Consider the following 15,907-nt stretch of genomic DNA (forward strand, 5'->3'; position numbering starts at 1 on the left):
GCCTAAGACGATACCAGAGCGTGCCTGTTTACGCGATAGTCCCTGCCACGGAATAAGACCTTCCTGACCGTATTTCCTTTGCCGAAAATATCCGACAGCCGCCCATTCCATGGCGCTTTCCCTAGTTCAGGCCAATATCGTACCTGCTATCACGGTCAGGCAGGCGCCACCTATCCAGGCGTGGTCATCGCGGAAATTGACGGACACGCGGCCGTCGCGCTGCAGGCAGGTGCCCTGGCGTACGCGGTAGTCGGCGCCTGCCAGCAGGTGCGCGATGCAGGCGTTGGCGCTGCCCGTGACAGGGTCCTCGACCAGCGCACCGTGCTCGCTGAGCAGCGCGCGCACTTCGTAATCGGCCGGTCCGTCGGCGCCGTGCGCGCCGTAGAGGGCAAGTCCGTCAGCCATTGACGCGGCCAGTAATGTCGTCAGTGCCGCGATGTCGGCATGGACAGCCAGGCAGGTCGCGGCGCTTTGCAGCGGCACGCACAGCCAGCGGATGCCCATGTCGACGATGGTGCCGCCAGCGGCCGCCGCGCCGCCCAGCGCTGTTTGCAGCAGCGGCAGCAGCGCGGGGGCGAGCGCGCGCGCGGTGCAGGGCGGCGCCTGGAACGCCAGCATGCCACCGGCGCCGCGTTCTATCTGCACCAGGCCGACGCCGCATTCCTGCACGATGCGCGCACCCTTGGGCCGCATGCCCGCATCGAGCAGGGCATGCGCCGTGCCCAGGGTCGGGTGGCCGGCGAACGGGAATTCCATCTCCGGCGAAAAAATCCGCACGCGGTAATCGGCGGCGGGATTAAGCGGCGCCAGCACGAAGGTGGTTTCCGACAGGCCGGTCCAGCGTGCGATCGCCTGCATCTGCGCGTCATCGAGGCCATTCGCATCGAGCACCACGGCCAGCGGATTGCCCGAGAAAGGCACCGTGCTGAAGACATCGACTTGCTTGAAGGGGCGTTGTTGCGGCATGGTGTTTTCCTCGTTGGATTATCGGGCCGCGCGCAGGCGCTGCAGCGACAAACGGTTTAAATACCAGCTTAGCAGGATGGCAGCCACTGTCAGGCCCGTGACCAGGCCTATCCAGAAACCGGCGGCGGCCATCGGTTCGCCTGGCGACCAGGGGAAGCCTTGCGGTGCCAGTCCCAGTACGTAGCCGATGGGTAGCGAGAAGCCCCAGAAGGCCAGCAGCTGGATCAGCATCGGCTGGCGCGTCACCCTGTAGCCGCGGATGGCACAGGAAGTGGCCACCTGCGTGGCGTCGGACAGCTGGAACAGGGCCGCAAACAGCAGCAGTTGCGCGCACAGCGCTTGCACCTGCGGATCGGACGTGTAGGCTTGCGCGATCTGGTGGCGGAAGATGGTGATGAGGGTGGCCGAGACGATGGCCGCCGTCAGCGACATGGCCACGCCCACCCACGAAATGAAGCGGGCGCGGCGCAAATTGGCTTCGCCCACGGCGTGGCCCACGCGCGTGACTAGCGCGATGCCAAACGTGAGCGGCACCATGAAGACGACGGACGAGAAATTGAGGGCGATCTGGTGCGCCGACACCTGGATCACGCCGAAGCGCGCCACCAGCAAGCTGATGACGCCAAAGGCGCTCGCTTCGGCAAAGTAGGTCACGCCGATGGGCAGGCCCAGGCGCAGCATGGGGCCGATGGACGACAGTTGCGGCCACTCCCAGTGCGTGAACGGATACGTGGCGTGGTAGGCGGGGGCGATCCTGATCCAGGCCAGCATGGCCAACAGCATCATCCACACGCAGCAGGTGGTGGCCACGGCGCAGCCCACGCCGCCCATCTTCGGCATGCCCCAGTGGCCATAAATCAGCAGGTAGTTGATGAGGATGTTCAGACCCAGCGCGGCCAGCGCGATGAGCATCACGGGCTTGGTCTGGTTGATGCTGGTGCTGTAGCCGTACAGCGCGCGATAGGCGGCGAACGGCGGCAGCGCGCAGCTGATGATGTGCACGAACAGCTTGGCCTTGGCCGCCACATTTGCTTCGAGCATCAGGTGGTCGAACACCAGTGCCGCCATGTTCGTCAGCAGGCAAGCCACCAGGCCCACGAGCAGCCCCTTCCACAGCGACTGGCGCACGATGTGCGGCACTTGGTCGTGGCGTGCGGCGCCGATTTCGTGCGCCACCAAGGTATTGATTGCCATCATGACGCCGCTCACGGTGACCAGCACGATGGACCAGATGGCCGCGCCCAGCGACACGGCCGCCAATTCCTCGGGATTCGTATGGCCCGTCATCGCCACGTCTGCCGCGCCCATGCCGACGGTGGCTAGCTGACCGATCAGGATGGGCCAGGCCAGCTTCCACAGTAAAGAAACTTCAGTACGGACGGCGGACAGGGTGAGCGAGGTAGTGTGTGGCATTGGCTGCAAACGTGGCTAAACGCGAGATTTTACCGGCATTCGCCGTGCTTGTCCGCCGCAGTGCCCTTGGTACCCAGGAGCGCGCTGACGCATGTGTGTTGATTCTGTGCGTTGATCAAGGCGCATGGCAATCACATGCTTGGTGCCGCCTGTGATTGCTTTTGGTAACAATATATTGTGCTTTTCAGATACTTTGTTACACCGTTTTTTTTATGCACGACTACACTGACAGTCGTTGTTATGGAGATCACTTGTCGCTGGATGAAGTTTGACGCCGTGCAGACGACAAGGCCTGCGCCGGCGCGGTGTTCTTGCGCTTTTCCATGGCCTCGTATTTGTTACACTAGCAGCCTGGCGCAACGGTCAGGATCATCATCATCCAAGAATGCACAATGGAGTTAATCATGACGGGCCCTTTGAAACACGCGTTGGCATGCGCTGCGACCTTGCTGCTCTCGCTGGGGGCGCATGCGGCCGCTCATGCGGGCGATATCACCTTGTTCGAACATTCTGAGTTTCGCGGCCGCGCCGTGAGCCTGCGCGAGACGACGGACGATCTGTCGCGTTTTGGTTTCAATGACAAGGTGTCGAGCATTCTGGTGCGTTCGGGCACCTGGGATGTGTGTACCGATTCCGGCTTCCGCGGCAGATGCAAGACCCTGGGGCCAGGCGAATACAGCGCGATGCCGGGCATGAACGATGCCATCAGTTCGGTGCGCGAGTCGGCTCGTGGCGATGGCTACAATCCGGGCCGGCCGGGGCGCGATCCTGATCGTGGCAATGGCGGTTATGGCCGCGGCGGCAGCCTGGAAGTGTATTCGGGCGCAGGCCAGAATGGCGGCTCGGCGCGGCTGAATCGCGATACGGACGATTTTGTCAGCATTGGTTTCAACGACCGCACCACCAGCATCGTCATCCACAACGGCTACTGGCAGCTGTGCAGCGACGCGAACTATAACGGCGTGTGCCGCATCTTCGGGCCCGGCCGCCACGACGACCTGGGACGCGGCCTTGATGGGCGCGTCTCGTCGGCGCGCATGCTCGACGAGAGCGAAGTGCGGCGCCAGCAGCAGTATGATCAGCCTTACCAGCAGCCACAATATCCGCAGTACCAGCAGCCACAATATCCGCAGTATCAGCAGCCGCAATACCAGCAGCGTGGTGCCGTCCTGCTGTTCCCCGGAGCGGGCATGCGCGGCGAACCGCTGGCGCTGGACCGCGATGCGGAAGATCTGGTGCGCTACAACTTCAACGACTGGGCCTCGTCCATCGTCGTCAACGAAGGCCAATGGGAAGTATGCAGCGATTCGAACTTCCGTGGTCGCTGTGAAGTGATTGGGCCAGGCCAATACGGCCACTTGAACAGCATGGAAAACCAGATTTCCTCGCTGCGCCGCGTGCGCTAGGGAGCCGCTGGTCAATTCGCTTTCTTAGTCGGTAATCGGTAACTGTGCAGTCGGACGCCAACGCCAGCAACGTTGATCGATTTTTGGCGCGCTACGACAGCAATTTGAACCGATTTGACGCCCCATCGGGCGCCTTTCGCCGATCAAGACGCTCTTCGGGTTTCGGTGACGGTAAAGCGCCTGCCGGCGAGCACCAGAAAGGACTTTTGCAGGGGCGGTGTCGGGCGATGAACGTAGCGTAATCGTCACAGGACGCGGCACCGACGTGAACGGGGGGCGAATAAATCAGTGCTTCCTTAGCTATCGCCGAGTATCATGGAGTTGTAAGCGGACTGTCTATCCGTGAGGTGCGATGGCTTGCAGCGGGAATGGTTATGTTGTACCGTCAACTCTGGACTTGTCTGGTAGGGAACGTCAATACTCTATCTTGCCTGGCGAGCCGTTGCCCCAATACGAAAGGACTATCGCATGCTTGATCCGGCGTCCACGATTCCCGAATACGTGCTGGATAAATGGCAGCATACCGTCGATGTCATGGCCGAAGTATTTGAGGTGCCAGCTGGCCTGATCATGCGGGTGCGGCCGGGGCAGATTGAAGTGCTGGTGGCCGCCCAAAGGGTAGGCAATCCATACCACGCCAACGAGATGGCCGTGCTTAATACGGGCCTCTATTGTGAGACGGTGATGGAAACTCGCGCCTTGTTGTACGTGCCTAATGCGTTAGACGATATTGACTGGAAGGACAATCCCGACGTCGCGTTGGACATGATTTCGTATCTAGGCGTACCTTTGCTTGCGCCGAACCAGAACGTGTTCGGCACTATTTGCGTCCTCGATAACAAAACTCGTAGCTACCATGAAAAGTACGTCGAGCTGATGTGGGAAATAAAAAAGAGTATCGAGCGCGATTTAGAGTTAATGGAGCAGCAGCAAAGGCTCATAGAGCAGCAAGAGCAGCTTAAGCGAAGTAATATCGAGCTGACTGCCGCCATTGCCCGCCAACACAGCGATGCCGAGCAACTGCAGCGGTCAAATGAAAAACTCAATCTGGCACTTGCCACGCTGACAGCGATGCAATCCGAGCTGTTGAAATCGGCCAAGAATGCGGCCCTGGGTGCGCTGGTGGCCGGCGTGGCGCACGAGCTTGGCACGCCTATCGGTAACAGCATGCTGGTGGCCAGCACAATCCAAGATCAGGCATCGGCTTTTCGCGACAAGATGGCGACGGGCCTGACGCGTACTGACCTAAGCAGCTTTTGTGAAGCGATGCATGATGGCACCTTCCTGCTGACGCGTAATCTGGAGCGGGCGTCGCAGCTGGTAGCGAGCTTCAAACGGATTTCCGTGGATCCGACGGATATGACGCCGAGCCACTTCAAGCTGCGTCATACTATCGAGACCGTGGCCGCGGCCGTGCCAGGTTTGCGTCTCGTCAACACCGTCAACGAAGACCTTTCGATGACCGGCTATCTCGGCGCTTTTGCCGATGTGCTTGCCGAATTGTTGGAAAATGCTGCACGTCACGCATTCGTTGGTCGCGCCCCGGGCAATGTCACGGTCGCTGCCCGCATGACGGATGCACGCTGCATCGAATTGACAGTGAGCGACGATGGCGTTGGCATATCGGCAGCGGACCAAAGCCGTGTATTCGATCCGTTCTTCACGACGCAACTAGGTCAGGGGGGCAGCGGCCTTGGCTTGTATACTACATACAACCTGGTCAGTACCGCCATGCGAGGGACGATAGTGCTGGTCAGCACTCCGGGAGTTGGTAGCTGCTTCTCCGTGATGATACCGGACAGCGCATACTAGTGGCGGTAGCATTTTTCTTCATGGCCACATGCAAGGTCACGGATTTGCCTGGAATATAGGGGCGCTTTCGACGACTCGTGGCCCGCGTCGATGCCGACGACGGCGGCAATGGCCTGGCTGTCGTAAATCGCATCCGCAATGCCTTCGTCGGATAAACCGAAGCATAGCAGGCTCACAAACACGCGCTGCAGGCGTGCCAAGCCGATCGGCGGCCGACTCGCATCCTCGACGTTGGGATAGAACGGTTCGACCGCTTGTGAAACTCAAGCAACGCGTCACGCTATCGATCTCAGCCAGGATCGGTCTTGCCGCGTGCGCTTTTCTTGGCGGCGTATTCGAGACCAGAGAGGGACTTTGGCATGCGCCATGTCGGCGCTGAACGTGGCGCAATCGTGCCCGCTCGCGGCCCTGACGGCAGGGGGGGGACGAATAAATCAGCGTTTCCCTAGGTGTTTTGCTCATTCCTTACAGCGCCCGCTTGAGCGATGTTTTGCGGGTGCTGTTGTATAGCCTGTTGTATAGCCTGTTGCATTGCGCGCGCGCTGTGGCATGGCCAATTCGTGTACTCTTGCCACAGGCACTTCAACCATGGGGAGCAAGCACGGTGGAATACAAGGACTATTACAAGGAGCTCGGCGTCGAGAAGAACGCTACCGAGGCCGAGATCAAGAAGGCGTACCGCAAGCTGGTACGCAAATACCACCCTGACGTGAGCAAGGAAGTGGACGCCGACAAGCGCACCAAGGCCCTGAATGAGGCTTACGGTGTGCTGGGGGATGCGGAAAAGCGCGTCGCCTATGATGAACTCGGGCGTCACCAGGGCGCCCAAGGGCAGCCGTTCCGGCCGCCGCCGGGCTGGGGCTCGGGCTACGAATCTGCGGGCGCCGACGACAGCGACTTCTTTGCCGACCTGTTTGCCCACGTGGGCGGGCGTCGCCGCGCCGGTGGCAGTTTCCAGATGCCGGGCGAGGACAGCCACGCCGCCATCAGCATCGATTTGCACGACAGTTATCACGGCGCCAAGCGCCACATCGTCATGCGCGTGCCTGAAGCTGACGCGCAAGGCCAGGTGGTGACGCGCGAGCGCACCCTGGAAGTGACGCTGCCGAAAGGCGTCACGGAGGGCCAGCAGTTGCGCATGAAGGGGCAGGGGAGTCCGGGCAGCGGCGGTGCGCCCGCCGGCGACCTGTATCTGGAAATCCGCTTCCAGCCCGATGCGCGCTACAAGGTGGAAGGGCGCGATGTGTTCGAGACGGTGCCTGTCACGCCTTGGGAGGCGGCGCTGGGCGGCGAAATCGCCGTGCCCACGCCATCGGGCACGGTGGCCGTCAGCGTCCCGCCCAATTCACAGACGGGGCGCAAGTTGCGCCTGAAGGGGCGCGGCATTCCCGCCGCCCAGCCGGGCGACCTGTATTTGCTGCTGGAAGTGGTGCTGCCGCCGGCGAACGATGACAAGGCGCGTGAGCTGTATGCAACCATGGCGCGCGAGATGGCTTTCAATCCACGCCAGAAGCTGGGAGGGTAAATCATGGCAAACAAGATAATTGGCGAACTGCTCGAAGATCGTGCCCTGAGCCTGGAGGAGCTGGCGCGCGCCTGCGCCGTGGAGCCGGACTGGGTGGTGCAGCATGTGCAGACCGGCGTGCTGCTGCAAAATGGCCCGCCAGTGGGGCAGCTCACGACCTGGCGTTTCACCAGCCTGGATCTGGTGCGCGCACGGCGCCTGCACGAAATCGAATCCGTGTTCGACGCGAACGCCGAAATGGCCGCGCTGGTGGTTGATTTGTCGGAAGAAGTGGCGCGCCTGCGTCGCCGCCTGTACGTGCTCGGCGTCGAGTAGCCCTTATGCGGGCTCGCCGTGGCGTGTCACGGTGAGCCTGGCAATATAAAATTGTCCATCGACGACGACACGGTGCGGGATGCCGGCCACGTCGAAGCCGGGGCCGCCGTCTTCCATCCATTCCTGCGCCACGCTGTCGAACTGCTGCGGCGTCATGCGCAGCATCTGCGCCGTGATGACGAAGCGCGCGCCAGGTTTTTGTTTGTTGACGAAGTCGTCGATGCCGGCCATGGTGGTTCTCTTCAAGGTTGTGTCTGAAATAGGGGTCAGACCCGACGGGTCAGACCCCAGCAGTTGTTTGGGGCTTGCTGAGGCATGATACCTGTCCGCGCGCGCTTCTAAAACCCCTGCACCAGCAACGGCAGCTGCTCCGCAAAGCGCTCTGTCAACCACTTGCCTGCCTGGCCGGACGGCGTATCGGCGCGCTGGATCAGGTAGATCGGATAATTTTCGCCCTTGTCGACGGCCAGCGTCAAATGCACCAGGCGCCCGGCCTGCAGGTCGTCGCGTACCATCGCTTCGGGCATATTGCCCCAGCCCAGGCCTGCGCGCAGCAAGGCGTGCTTGGAACCGAGGTCGCCCAGGCGCCAGTTGCGCAATCCCAGCACGCCGAAATCCTGGCCCTGCGTCAGGTCGCTGCGGTCGCTGAGCACCAGTTGCACGTGTTCGCGCACCACGTTGGAGGCGATCGGCTGCGCCAGTTGCGCCAGCGCGTGGCTGGGTGCGGCCACGGGAATGAGGCGCACATGGCCGACGGCCAGGCGCTCGAAGACGCCGGCCGTGGTCGTCATCGAGCCACCGAGGCCGATGTGGCAGCTGCCATCCATCACCAGTTGCGCTACGGCGCCCATGGCTTCGATGCGCAGGCGCAGGGCAACGGTGGGGAACTGCGCCTGGAAGGCTTCCAGGACGCGCACCAGCACGCAGGTGGGGAACATCACGTCGACCACTACCGACACTTCCGCCTCCAGTCCGCCGGCCAGCGCCTTGGCGCGCGCGCGCATGCCATCGACCTTCAGGGCCACGGCGCGCGCATCGGCCAGCAGCGCCTTGCCCGCGTCCGTCAGGGTGGGCTTGCGCTTGGCGCGGTCGAGCAGCACCACATTCAGTTGTTCTTCCAGGTTGGCGATGGTGTAGCTGATCACCGACTGCGTGCGGTGCAATTGGCGCGCCGCGTGCGCGAAGCCGCCCGCGTCGATGACGGCGACGAACACGCGCAACTGGTCGAGCGAAGGTTGGCCCGGTTCTCTCATGCTGGCTCCATATCTAAAAATTCGATGCTAAACATTGGCATTTACACGGTTTCATCGATGGTAGACCCGAACTATGCTGTTTGCAAGGGTTGCAAGGGCTGCAACATGGCCCAAGCCCACCCCATTTCCACAGGAGCAATTCACGAGCAGGGTCTGACACATCATTAGCCGCGTGCGCAACAGCGCCTACCTGTTGCGCCAATTGTGCGGCGAATTCGCGGCGAAACTGGCAGCGCAGCGCAGGCGGCTGCGGCCGTGCAGTTGTCCGATGCCTTGGTCGATGAATTGCTGGCCGCCTGCACTCGATCTTCAAGTGGATTGCTAATTTGCTATGCTTGACATAAGCTTGTCGACGGCACGCCCCCGTGCCAGCCCGGCGAACGGTTCGCCATGAAAGTTTTCCATGCATAAGTTGGCAAGCGCAGTACTGTTCGGATGTTCCCTGTTGGCGGCCGGCGCGGCGCAGGCGCAGACTGCGCCGGTGGCGCCGCCCCACGTGGGGCGTCATGCTTCCACGCCCGAAGATATCCGCGCCATCGAAAAAGTCGTCGCCGACTTCCAGGCGGCGCTGCTCGCCAAGGATATAAAATTGCTATCGTCGCTGATGCTGCATACGAACATTTTGTTCGCCGCGCCGGCCGATGACGGTTTTATCAAGAAAATGCGCGACACGACGGATGTGCATTTCGATGGCGTCCAGGCGGCCGGCTATGTCGGTTTCGCCAACTTTATCAAGCGCGAACCGCAGCGCACGGAAGAAAAATTCTATAACGTCAAGATCACCCAGGACCGCCATGTGGCGTGGGTCAACTTCGACTATGCATTTCTGGTCGGCGACAAATTGTCGAACTATGGCGTGGAAGCGTGGCAGATGGTCAAGCGCGACGGCGAATGGAAAATCCTCAGTGCCGTCTGGTCCATGCATCCCGCAGCCGAGGCAGAAAAATAGGTGCCTGCCATGGCGTGTCAGTCGCACGGCGGCGTGCAGATGTTAGCCTGCCACCTGCGTTCAGTACGCGGTTTGCGACTAATAATTCTTTTGCATCGTCTATACTTTCAGTCTGCACACGTAGATAGTCTGACAAGTGTGGCATGCGTAGTCCGGCTCGGCCCGACTCGTGTCGTCATGCATGAAGATGCCTTAGTCATGCATCCTTTTTTCTGTGCCGCGCGATCAAAAAGAGAGCTGAGTTGAATAGCCTGAGCGATCGCGCGTGCATGGTTTTACCCTCACCGCGCCAGTCCGTGGAGACAAGCTGTCCGGCCATGTCATTTTTGGAGCGTACATCGTGCCGATAAAGTATGTTGATTTTTATGAGGTAAATTACACGGCAGAGCGCTTGCAGGGCTGCAAGCTATGGGGCGCGTACGTCGCCATCTATGCCCCCTCGTCCAACCCCATGCATCGCTTGAATCTGCTGCGCAAGCGCCGCGTGTCGGCCGATCACCCGTTTGCCACGGCGGCGGACGCCGTGGCGCAAGCGCGCGAGGCGGCTGTCAAGCTGGTCGAGCAGCGCCAGCGCCGTTATGTCTTCCACCCCTGATGCCATTGCGTCGCATCTTGCAGCGCGCGCCATGGCAGCATTTGCACGCGGCCGGAATGTACCGCTTCCAATTGCACATGCGTGACCGGTTCATCCGGTGTGGCCGTTGCGCATAGCTTGACGACGAGGAAGTGTTTTTCCTTGTTCGCTGGCGTGACGGCCGTCCATTTGCTGTTGAGTAATTTATTCGGACGCACGTTATTGTGATTGAGAATGTTCATGGCGGCTCCTGGTTTGGCACGATGGCGATGTTGCCATTATGATGCAAACTCCGCCACGCACGAGGACCGCCATGAAACGCCAGCTGCACCTGCTTGTCATCGACCCGCAAAACGATTTTTGCGACTTGCCCGCCACCTGGCTGCCGCCGGATGGCGCACCTGCGCTGGCCGTGCCAGGGGCCCACGCCGACATGTTGCGCGTGGCGCAGCTGATTCGTGAAGGCGGCGGCGGCTTGACGCAGATTAGCGTGACGCTCGACGCCCACCACCGCTACGATATCGCCCACCCCGCCTTCTGGCGCACGGACGAGGGCGCTGCCGTCGCGCCGTTTACGCAGATCAGCGCGCAGCAGGTGCGCGACGGCCTGTTCTTGCCGGCCGCCAGCGGCGCCTTGCCGCGCGCGCTGGCCTACCTTGATGCCTTGCAGCAAGCGGGGCGCTATCAATTGATGGTGTGGCCCGTGCATTGCGAGATTGGCAGCTGGGGGCAGAATGTCCATGCGGCCGTGCGCGCCGCCTACAATGCCTGGGAAGTGCAGCAGTTGCAGGTCGTTGCCAAGTTGAGCAAGGGGTCCAATCCCTGGACCGAGCATTATTCGGCCGTCATGGCAGAAGTGCCCGATGCGCAGGATGCGGCGACCCAGCGCAACCTCGATTTCCTCGCCACGCTGCTGCCGGCGCAGCAGATTTATATCACCGGCGAAGCGGGCAGCCACTGCGTGAAAGCGAGCACGGAAGACATCGCCGACTATCTGCAGGCGCAGCAGGGCCGGCAGGCGTTGGCGCGGCTGGTGCTGCTGACCGATTGCATGAGCCCCGTGATGGGCTTTGCTGCGCAGCAGCGCGATTTCCTGGCCGCCATGCAGGCGCGCGGTGCGCGCCTTGCCACGTCCGCCGAGGTCTTGCCCGAATTGTTGGCCAACGCGCTGGAGCAACCGGCTGCCTGAGCCAGTGTCCAATTTGCGCTGCTGAAATGCTTGCGGTGGCGTACTATTCTGGCTTCAGGAAGTTGGAGAACACACACATGACCCCGATAGTGCGCAGTTTGCTGGAAACCGATCTGTATAAATTTACAATGTGGCAAGCATTGCTGCACGGTCATCCGAACACCCATACCGAATACGAATTTGTTTGCCGCAGCGCGACCGCCTTCCCCTTGGCTGAACTGAAGGTCGAGCTGGAAGAGCAGCTCGACCACCTGTGCTCGATGTCGTTTGCCGACGACGAACTGGCCTATTTGCGCACCTTGCGCTTCATGAAGAGTGACTTCGTCGATTTTTTGACGGTGTTTCGCTTCCAGAGAAAATTCATCGACGTCAGCACCGATGGCGACACCTTGCTGGTGCACGCGGCCGGACCGCAAGTTCATGTGATGGGCTTCGAAATTTTCGTGCTGTACATCGTCAACGAACTGTATTTCCGCCGCTTCGACCTCGATGCGGCCATGCGCGAAGGGCGTCACCGCCTGGGCTTGAAAGTGGCGGCCGTGAAGGAATTCGGCAAGTTGCCGCGGCGCAAGCATCCGTTTGAATTTTCCGATTTCGGCGTGCGCCGGCGCTTTTCCGGTGCATGGCACGACGAAGTGGTGCTGTGCCTGGCGCAGGAAGTGCCCGAATATTTTAAAGGCACGTCGAATGTGTACCTGGCGAAAAAGCTGGGCGTCGTGCCGATAGGCACCATGGCGCATGAATACATGCAGTCATTCCAGTCCTTCGGCGTGCGCCTGCGCGATTTTCAAAAGGCGGCCCTGGAAGACTGGGTGCAGGAATACCGTGGCGACCTGGGCATCGCCCTGACGGACGTGGTGGGCATGGACGCCTTCCTGGCCGACTTCGACCTGTATTTCGCCAAGCTGTTCGACGGCTTGCGCCATGATTCGGGCGACCCTGTCGCGTGGGGCGAGAAAGCCTTGGCCCACTATGCAGCCCTGCGCATCGACGCCAATACCAAACGCCTCGTGTTTTCCGACGGCCTGGACCTGGACAAGGCCTTCGCCCTGTACCAGCACTTTGCCGACCGCATCATGACGGGCTTTGGCATCGGCACCAATCTGACCAACGACGTCGGTTTGACGCCGCTCAACATCGTCATGAAACTGGTGCGCTGCAATGGCCAGTCGGTGGCGAAATTGTCGGATTCTCCGGGCAAGACCCTGTGCAAGGATGAAACTTTCCTCGCTTACTTGCGTCAGGTGTTTCACCATCCTGCCGTCGAAGTGCCGCGCTAGAAGCCTGCGAGCACCGTGTCCATGTGCTCGACCTGGGGCGGGGCGGCGAAGAATTCGCCGACGAGACCGCGCCAGGCCTGGAAGTCGTCGCTGCCACGGAAATGCACGGTATGGTCTTCCAGCGTGGCCCAGCCAACGACCAGGCGATACGCATCGCCATTTTCGATCGAGCGCTCCAGGCGCATCGATTCGCAGCCGCGCGCGCGCTGGAACAGGGGCACGGCTTTGGCGACGGCCGCCTCGAAAGCGCCATGCGTGGCCGGTTTGATCTGGATGTGGGCAATTTCAAAAATCATGGCAAGTTCCACTGTGGAATGAAAGAAACTTGATCTTGCCATAATTTTGCGCATGCGTGGGAGGGCGTCAGCGCTTGCAGCGCCTGCGACGACGAGGCGTAACAGGCGGTACATCGGCCAGGTTGCACCTGCGAGCCTGTAAAAAATTCCGCTTCAAGCGATAAAATCCGCGATCAAGGCGCAAAGCTTGCTTGAAATATCCGGTATGGCTGCCAAGTCGCGCTAAGATACGCCTTGCGGTGCATGCTGCAGGCATACGGGGTCTATCTTGCGGGGTCTATCTTTTATAGGAGAACTACATGGCGGCGAAGAAAATTCTGTTTTTGACCGGCGATTTTGCAGAAGATTATGAAACGATGGTGCCGTTCCAGGCCCTGCTGATGCTGGGCCATACCGTGCATGCCGTGTGTCCCGGCAAGCAAAGCGGCCAGACGATCAAGACGGCGATTCACGATTTCGAGGGCGACCAGACTTACACGGAAAAGCCCGGTCATTTGTTCACCTTGAACGCCAGCTTCGACGAGATCGACCCGGCCGACTATGACGCCGTGATGATCGCCGGTGGCCGCGCCCCCGAATACCTGCGCCTGAACGAGAAAGTCATCGCCGCCGTGCGCCATTTCGCCGACGCGGGCAAGCCCGTCGCGGCTGTCTGCCACGGCGCGCAATTGCTGGCCGCCGCCGATGTCATCCGCGGCAAGCGTATTTCCGCCTATCCCGCCTGCGCGCCCGAAGTCAAGCTGGCGGGCGGCACGTATGCCGACATCGCCGTTACGGACGCCATCACCGATGGCCAGTTCGTCACGGCGCCCGCCTGGCCAGCGCATCCGGCCTGGCTGGCGCAGTTCGTCAAGCTGCTCGGTACCGAGATCCGTTTGTAACGTCATACCTTCCCGGCCTGCCAACATGCCGGGTATTTTTCTTCTCTAAAATCGATTTGAGTCTTTCATGCATGCGCCGCGCAGTCAATCTTCCCGTAAACAACTTCCAGCGTCGCGCTGGCGCCAGCGCCGCCTGGCGCAAGCCGAATCGGGGCTGAGCACGGCGCAGGAACGCCAGCTGGCCACCCTGCATGACATTTCCACCCTGCTGGCAGGCCAGCACGCCATCGATGCCTTGTGCCGCGGTTTCCTGCACCATGTGATGCAGTTCGCGCAAGCCCAAGGCGGCACCGTGCGCATCCTCGATGCGCAGCACGATACCGTGCACATCATCGTGCATGAGGGTATTTCGGATGGCATGGTGGAAGAAGAACATTGCATCCGCAATAACGATTGCCTGTGCGGTGCAGCCGTGGCGCAGGGCGTGATCCAGATCCGCGATTTCCGCCAGGTCGATGCGCTGCAGCGCTTTCGCTGCCAGGATGAAGGTTTTATCGCCATCGCCGTCTTTCCCATCCTTGCGCGCGAGCAGGTGGTGGGCAGTTTTTCGCTGCACTTTGCGCGTCCGAAAGCCGTGCACGCGCAGCAGCAGGGCTGGCTGGAAACCCTGGGCCAGAGCCTGGGCATCGCCATCGAGAACCAGCGCCTGATCGCGCGCGAGAAGGAATTTGCCGTAGCGCGTGAACGCAGCCTGCTGGCCGAAGGCTTGCATGACAGCATAGCGCAAAGCTTGAACTTCATCAGCCTGCAAGTGCAGATGCTCGACGACTCCGTGCGCAGGGGCCAGCTCGACGAAGCGGCCGAAGTGCTGCCGCTGATGCGCATGGGTGTCGAGCAAAGCTATCAGGATGTGCGTGAATTGCTGGTCAATTTCCGCACGCGCTGGCATGGCAGCGACCTGGAAAGCAAGCTCAACGAAGTGCTGGCCAAGTTCGAGTTGCAGACAGGCGTCGCCGGCACGCTCGATATGCGCGGCAATGGCGCGCCGCTGGCGCCTGAACAACAGTTGCAGATCCTGTTCATCGTGCAAGAAGCGCTGTCGAATATCCGCAAGCACGCGCAAGCGAGCAACGTGGCCCTGTGTGTGGAAAACGGGCGCGATTTTTCGCTGCGAGTACGCGACGATGGCGAAGGTTTTGCCGCCAATGTGCGCGACAGGAAAACGGAAGTGCAGATCGGCTTGCGTATCATGCAGGAAAGAGCCGAGCGGCTCGGTGCACAATTTACCATCGATAGCACGCCCGGCGGAGGCACGACGATCTCGCTGGCCTTGCCGGCCGCCCGGCGCCAGGCCGCGTAACAGAAGATTCATTCCTACCAGGTAAAAGATACAAATACGTGAACGCTCCAATCAAAATCCTGCTGGTCGACGACCATACCTTGCTGCGCAGCGGCGTCAAGCTGCTGCTGCAGCGCAACCCTCTATTCCAAGTGGTGGGTGAGGCATCGAACGGGCTCGACGGCGTACGCCTGACGGCCGAGTTGCTGCCCGATGTGGTGCTGATGGACTTGAATATGCCCGGCATGAGCGGCGTCGACGCGCTGCAACTGATCTTGCAGGACTTGCCGCAGATGGTGGTGCTGATGTTGACCGTGTCCGAAAACGCGGCCGATCTGGGCGCGGCCTTGCGCGCAGGCGCACGCGGCTATTTGTTGAAAAATATTGAAGCCGAACAACTGGGGCAGGCCATTTGCCGCGCCGCAGCCGGCGAATCCGTGATTGCCGACGCCATGACGGCCAAGTTGGTGTCGCAGTTTCGCGCGGGGCAAAACGCGCCCGAGGCCGACTATGACAAATTGACGCCGCGCGAACGCGAAGCCATGGCTTGCCTGGCGCGCGGCCAGAGTAACAAGGAAATCGCGCGCCAGCTGGACGTGGCCGAAAGCACGGTGAAAATCCACGTGCAAAACATCCTCAAGAAGCTTAAGCTCAGCAGCCGGGTGCAGATCGCCGTGTATGCGGTCGAGCGTGAGTTAGGTAAATAGAGATCAAGCAAAGCGCAAATAAACCCAGACAATGCGCGATTATTTGATCTGTATGCCGCTCC

At 60.9% G+C, this 15,907-nt stretch carries 17 protein-coding genes and 1 pseudogene; 11 read left to right on the plus strand and 7 right to left on the minus strand.

Annotation, left to right across the window (positions count from 1 at the left end):
* Nucleotides 1-126: 126 nt before the first annotated feature.
* Nucleotides 127-966, minus strand: a complete 840-nt coding sequence (locus tag H4V96_RS04540) for a PhzF family phenazine biosynthesis protein (protein WP_010395616.1) — start codon at nt 964-966, stop codon at nt 127-129.
* An 18-nt stretch (nt 967-984) separates the two neighbouring features.
* Complete coding sequence (locus tag H4V96_RS04545; RefSeq protein WP_196855314.1) at nt 985-2,379, minus strand: MATE family efflux transporter; 1,395 nt, start codon at nt 2,377-2,379, stop codon at nt 985-987.
* Between the two features lie 404 nt (nt 2,380-2,783).
* Between H4V96_RS04545 and H4V96_RS04550 the strand changes: the two genes are divergently transcribed.
* Nucleotides 2,784-3,785, plus strand: a complete 1,002-nt coding sequence (locus H4V96_RS04550) for a beta/gamma crystallin-related protein (protein ID WP_196855313.1) — start codon at nt 2,784-2,786, stop codon at nt 3,783-3,785.
* A 468-nt stretch (nt 3,786-4,253) separates the two neighbouring features.
* Entirely contained in the window at nt 4,254-5,597 is a 1,344-nt protein-coding gene (locus H4V96_RS04555; RefSeq protein ID WP_196855312.1) for a GAF domain-containing sensor histidine kinase, read from the plus strand.
* A 68-nt stretch (nt 5,598-5,665) separates the two neighbouring features.
* Here the strand turns inward: H4V96_RS04555 and H4V96_RS04560 are convergent.
* Nucleotides 5,666-5,958 (minus strand): annotated as a pseudogene (locus H4V96_RS04560) (IS5/IS1182 family transposase); the annotation flags it as partial.
* 243 nt (nt 5,959-6,201) lie between these two features.
* Between H4V96_RS04560 and H4V96_RS04565 the strand changes: the two are divergent.
* Both H4V96_RS04565 and H4V96_RS04570 read left to right on the plus strand, forming a co-directional pair.
* Nucleotides 6,202-7,122 (plus strand): DnaJ C-terminal domain-containing protein, encoded by a 921-nt coding sequence (locus H4V96_RS04565; RefSeq protein ID WP_196855310.1) that lies wholly within the window; start codon nt 6,202-6,204, stop codon nt 7,120-7,122.
* A gap of 3 nt (nt 7,123-7,125) precedes the next feature.
* Nucleotides 7,126-7,437, plus strand: coding sequence for a MerR family transcriptional regulator (locus tag H4V96_RS04570; protein ID WP_010395630.1), 312 nt, complete (start codon nt 7,126-7,128; stop codon nt 7,435-7,437).
* A 3-nt stretch (nt 7,438-7,440) separates the two neighbouring features.
* Here H4V96_RS04570 and H4V96_RS04575 read toward each other — a convergent pair whose 3' ends face one another.
* Together H4V96_RS04575 and H4V96_RS04580 are read right to left on the minus strand one after the other, a co-directional pair.
* Entirely contained in the window at nt 7,441-7,668 is a 228-nt protein-coding gene (locus tag H4V96_RS04575; RefSeq protein WP_070345622.1) for a hypothetical protein, read from the minus strand.
* A gap of 107 nt (nt 7,669-7,775) precedes the next feature.
* Nucleotides 7,776-8,690 carry a LysR family transcriptional regulator gene (locus H4V96_RS04580; RefSeq protein ID WP_010395633.1) on the minus strand — a complete coding sequence of 305 codons (915 nt, stop codon included), beginning with the start codon at nt 8,688-8,690 and terminating at the stop codon, nt 7,776-7,778.
* 403 nt (nt 8,691-9,093) lie between these two features.
* Here H4V96_RS04580 and H4V96_RS04585 point away from each other — a divergent pair, with 403 nt between their 5' ends.
* Both H4V96_RS04585 and H4V96_RS04590 read left to right on the plus strand, forming a co-directional pair.
* Nucleotides 9,094-9,639, plus strand: a complete 546-nt coding sequence (locus H4V96_RS04585) for a nuclear transport factor 2 family protein (protein WP_196855309.1) — start codon at nt 9,094-9,096, stop codon at nt 9,637-9,639.
* Nucleotides 9,640-9,979: 340 nt separating this feature from the next.
* On the plus strand, nt 9,980-10,234 hold the full coding sequence (locus H4V96_RS04590; protein WP_029496223.1) for a hypothetical protein: 255 nt from the start codon (nt 9,980-9,982) through the stop codon (nt 10,232-10,234).
* Here H4V96_RS04590 and H4V96_RS04595 read toward each other — a convergent pair.
* Nucleotides 10,216-10,455, minus strand: a complete 240-nt coding sequence (locus H4V96_RS04595) for a TIGR02450 family Trp-rich protein (RefSeq protein WP_196855308.1) — start codon at nt 10,453-10,455, stop codon at nt 10,216-10,218. The genes H4V96_RS04590 and H4V96_RS04595 overlap by 19 nt on opposite strands.
* 71 nt (nt 10,456-10,526) lie before the next feature.
* On the opposite strand from H4V96_RS04595, the gene H4V96_RS04600 reads away from it, so the two are divergent.
* Both H4V96_RS04600 and pncB read left to right on the plus strand, forming a co-directional pair.
* Nucleotides 10,527-11,402, plus strand: a complete 876-nt coding sequence (locus H4V96_RS04600) for a cysteine hydrolase (protein ID WP_196855307.1) — start codon at nt 10,527-10,529, stop codon at nt 11,400-11,402.
* 77 nt (nt 11,403-11,479) lie between these two features.
* A complete protein-coding gene (gene pncB / locus H4V96_RS04605) occupies nt 11,480-12,682 on the plus strand; it encodes a nicotinate phosphoribosyltransferase (protein WP_196855306.1) in 1,203 nt (400 codons plus the stop codon).
* Here pncB and H4V96_RS04610 read toward each other — a convergent pair.
* A complete protein-coding gene (locus H4V96_RS04610) occupies nt 12,679-12,978 on the minus strand; it encodes an antibiotic biosynthesis monooxygenase family protein (protein WP_010395645.1) in 300 nt (99 codons plus the stop codon). The genes pncB and H4V96_RS04610 overlap by 4 nt on opposite strands.
* A 299-nt stretch (nt 12,979-13,277) precedes the next feature.
* On the opposite strand from H4V96_RS04610, the gene H4V96_RS04615 reads away from it, so the two are divergent.
* The 3 genes from H4V96_RS04615 (at nt 13,278) to H4V96_RS04625 (ending at nt 15,845) form a co-directional block, all read left to right on the plus strand.
* On the plus strand, nt 13,278-13,859 hold the full coding sequence (locus H4V96_RS04615) for a DJ-1/PfpI family protein (protein WP_010395648.1): 582 nt from the start codon (nt 13,278-13,280) through the stop codon (nt 13,857-13,859).
* 67 nt (nt 13,860-13,926) lie between these two features.
* Nucleotides 13,927-15,159 carry a GAF domain-containing protein gene (locus H4V96_RS04620; protein ID WP_196855305.1) on the plus strand — a complete coding sequence of 411 codons (1,233 nt, stop codon included), beginning with the start codon at nt 13,927-13,929 and terminating at the stop codon, nt 15,157-15,159.
* A 38-nt stretch (nt 15,160-15,197) separates the two neighbouring features.
* Nucleotides 15,198-15,845, plus strand: coding sequence for a response regulator (locus tag H4V96_RS04625; protein WP_010395651.1), 648 nt, complete (start codon nt 15,198-15,200; stop codon nt 15,843-15,845).
* Nucleotides 15,846-15,907 lie beyond the last annotated feature (62 nt).

This window comes from Janthinobacterium sp. CG_23.4 (assembly GCF_029892305.1).
GTDB lineage: Bacteria > Pseudomonadota > Gammaproteobacteria > Burkholderiales > Burkholderiaceae_D > Janthinobacterium > Janthinobacterium lividum_D.

Excerpts from the sequence above, each read along its gene's own strand:
- pncB (WP_196855306.1), top strand. The coding sequence starts at position 11,480 with ATGACCCCGATAGTGCGCAGTTTGCTGGAAACCGATCTGTATAAATTT.
- H4V96_RS04615 (WP_010395648.1), top strand. The coding sequence starts at position 13,278 with ATGGCGGCGAAGAAAATTCTGTTTTTGACCGGCGATTTTGCAGAAGAT.
- H4V96_RS04570 (WP_010395630.1), top strand. The coding sequence starts at position 7,126 with ATGGCAAACAAGATAATTGGCGAACTGCTCGAAGATCGTGCCCTGAGC.
- H4V96_RS04575 (WP_070345622.1), bottom strand. The coding sequence starts at position 7,668 with ATGGCCGGCATCGACGACTTCGTCAACAAACAAAAACCTGGCGCGCGC.
- H4V96_RS04620 (WP_196855305.1), top strand. The coding sequence starts at position 13,927 with ATGCATGCGCCGCGCAGTCAATCTTCCCGTAAACAACTTCCAGCGTCG.
- H4V96_RS04600 (WP_196855307.1), top strand. The coding sequence starts at position 10,527 with ATGAAACGCCAGCTGCACCTGCTTGTCATCGACCCGCAAAACGATTTT.
- H4V96_RS04540 (WP_010395616.1), bottom strand. The coding sequence starts at position 966 with ATGCCGCAACAACGCCCCTTCAAGCAAGTCGATGTCTTCAGCACGGTG.
- H4V96_RS04610 (WP_010395645.1), bottom strand. The coding sequence starts at position 12,978 with ATGATTTTTGAAATTGCCCACATCCAGATCAAACCGGCCACGCATGGC.
- H4V96_RS04545 (WP_196855314.1), bottom strand. The coding sequence starts at position 2,379 with ATGCCACACACTACCTCGCTCACCCTGTCCGCCGTCCGTACTGAAGTT.
- H4V96_RS04585 (WP_196855309.1), top strand. The coding sequence starts at position 9,094 with ATGCATAAGTTGGCAAGCGCAGTACTGTTCGGATGTTCCCTGTTGGCG.
- H4V96_RS04550 (WP_196855313.1), top strand. The coding sequence starts at position 2,784 with ATGACGGGCCCTTTGAAACACGCGTTGGCATGCGCTGCGACCTTGCTG.
- H4V96_RS04595 (WP_196855308.1), bottom strand. The coding sequence starts at position 10,455 with ATGAACATTCTCAATCACAATAACGTGCGTCCGAATAAATTACTCAAC.
- H4V96_RS04555 (WP_196855312.1), top strand. The coding sequence starts at position 4,254 with ATGCTTGATCCGGCGTCCACGATTCCCGAATACGTGCTGGATAAATGG.
- H4V96_RS04580 (WP_010395633.1), bottom strand. The coding sequence starts at position 8,690 with ATGAGAGAACCGGGCCAACCTTCGCTCGACCAGTTGCGCGTGTTCGTC.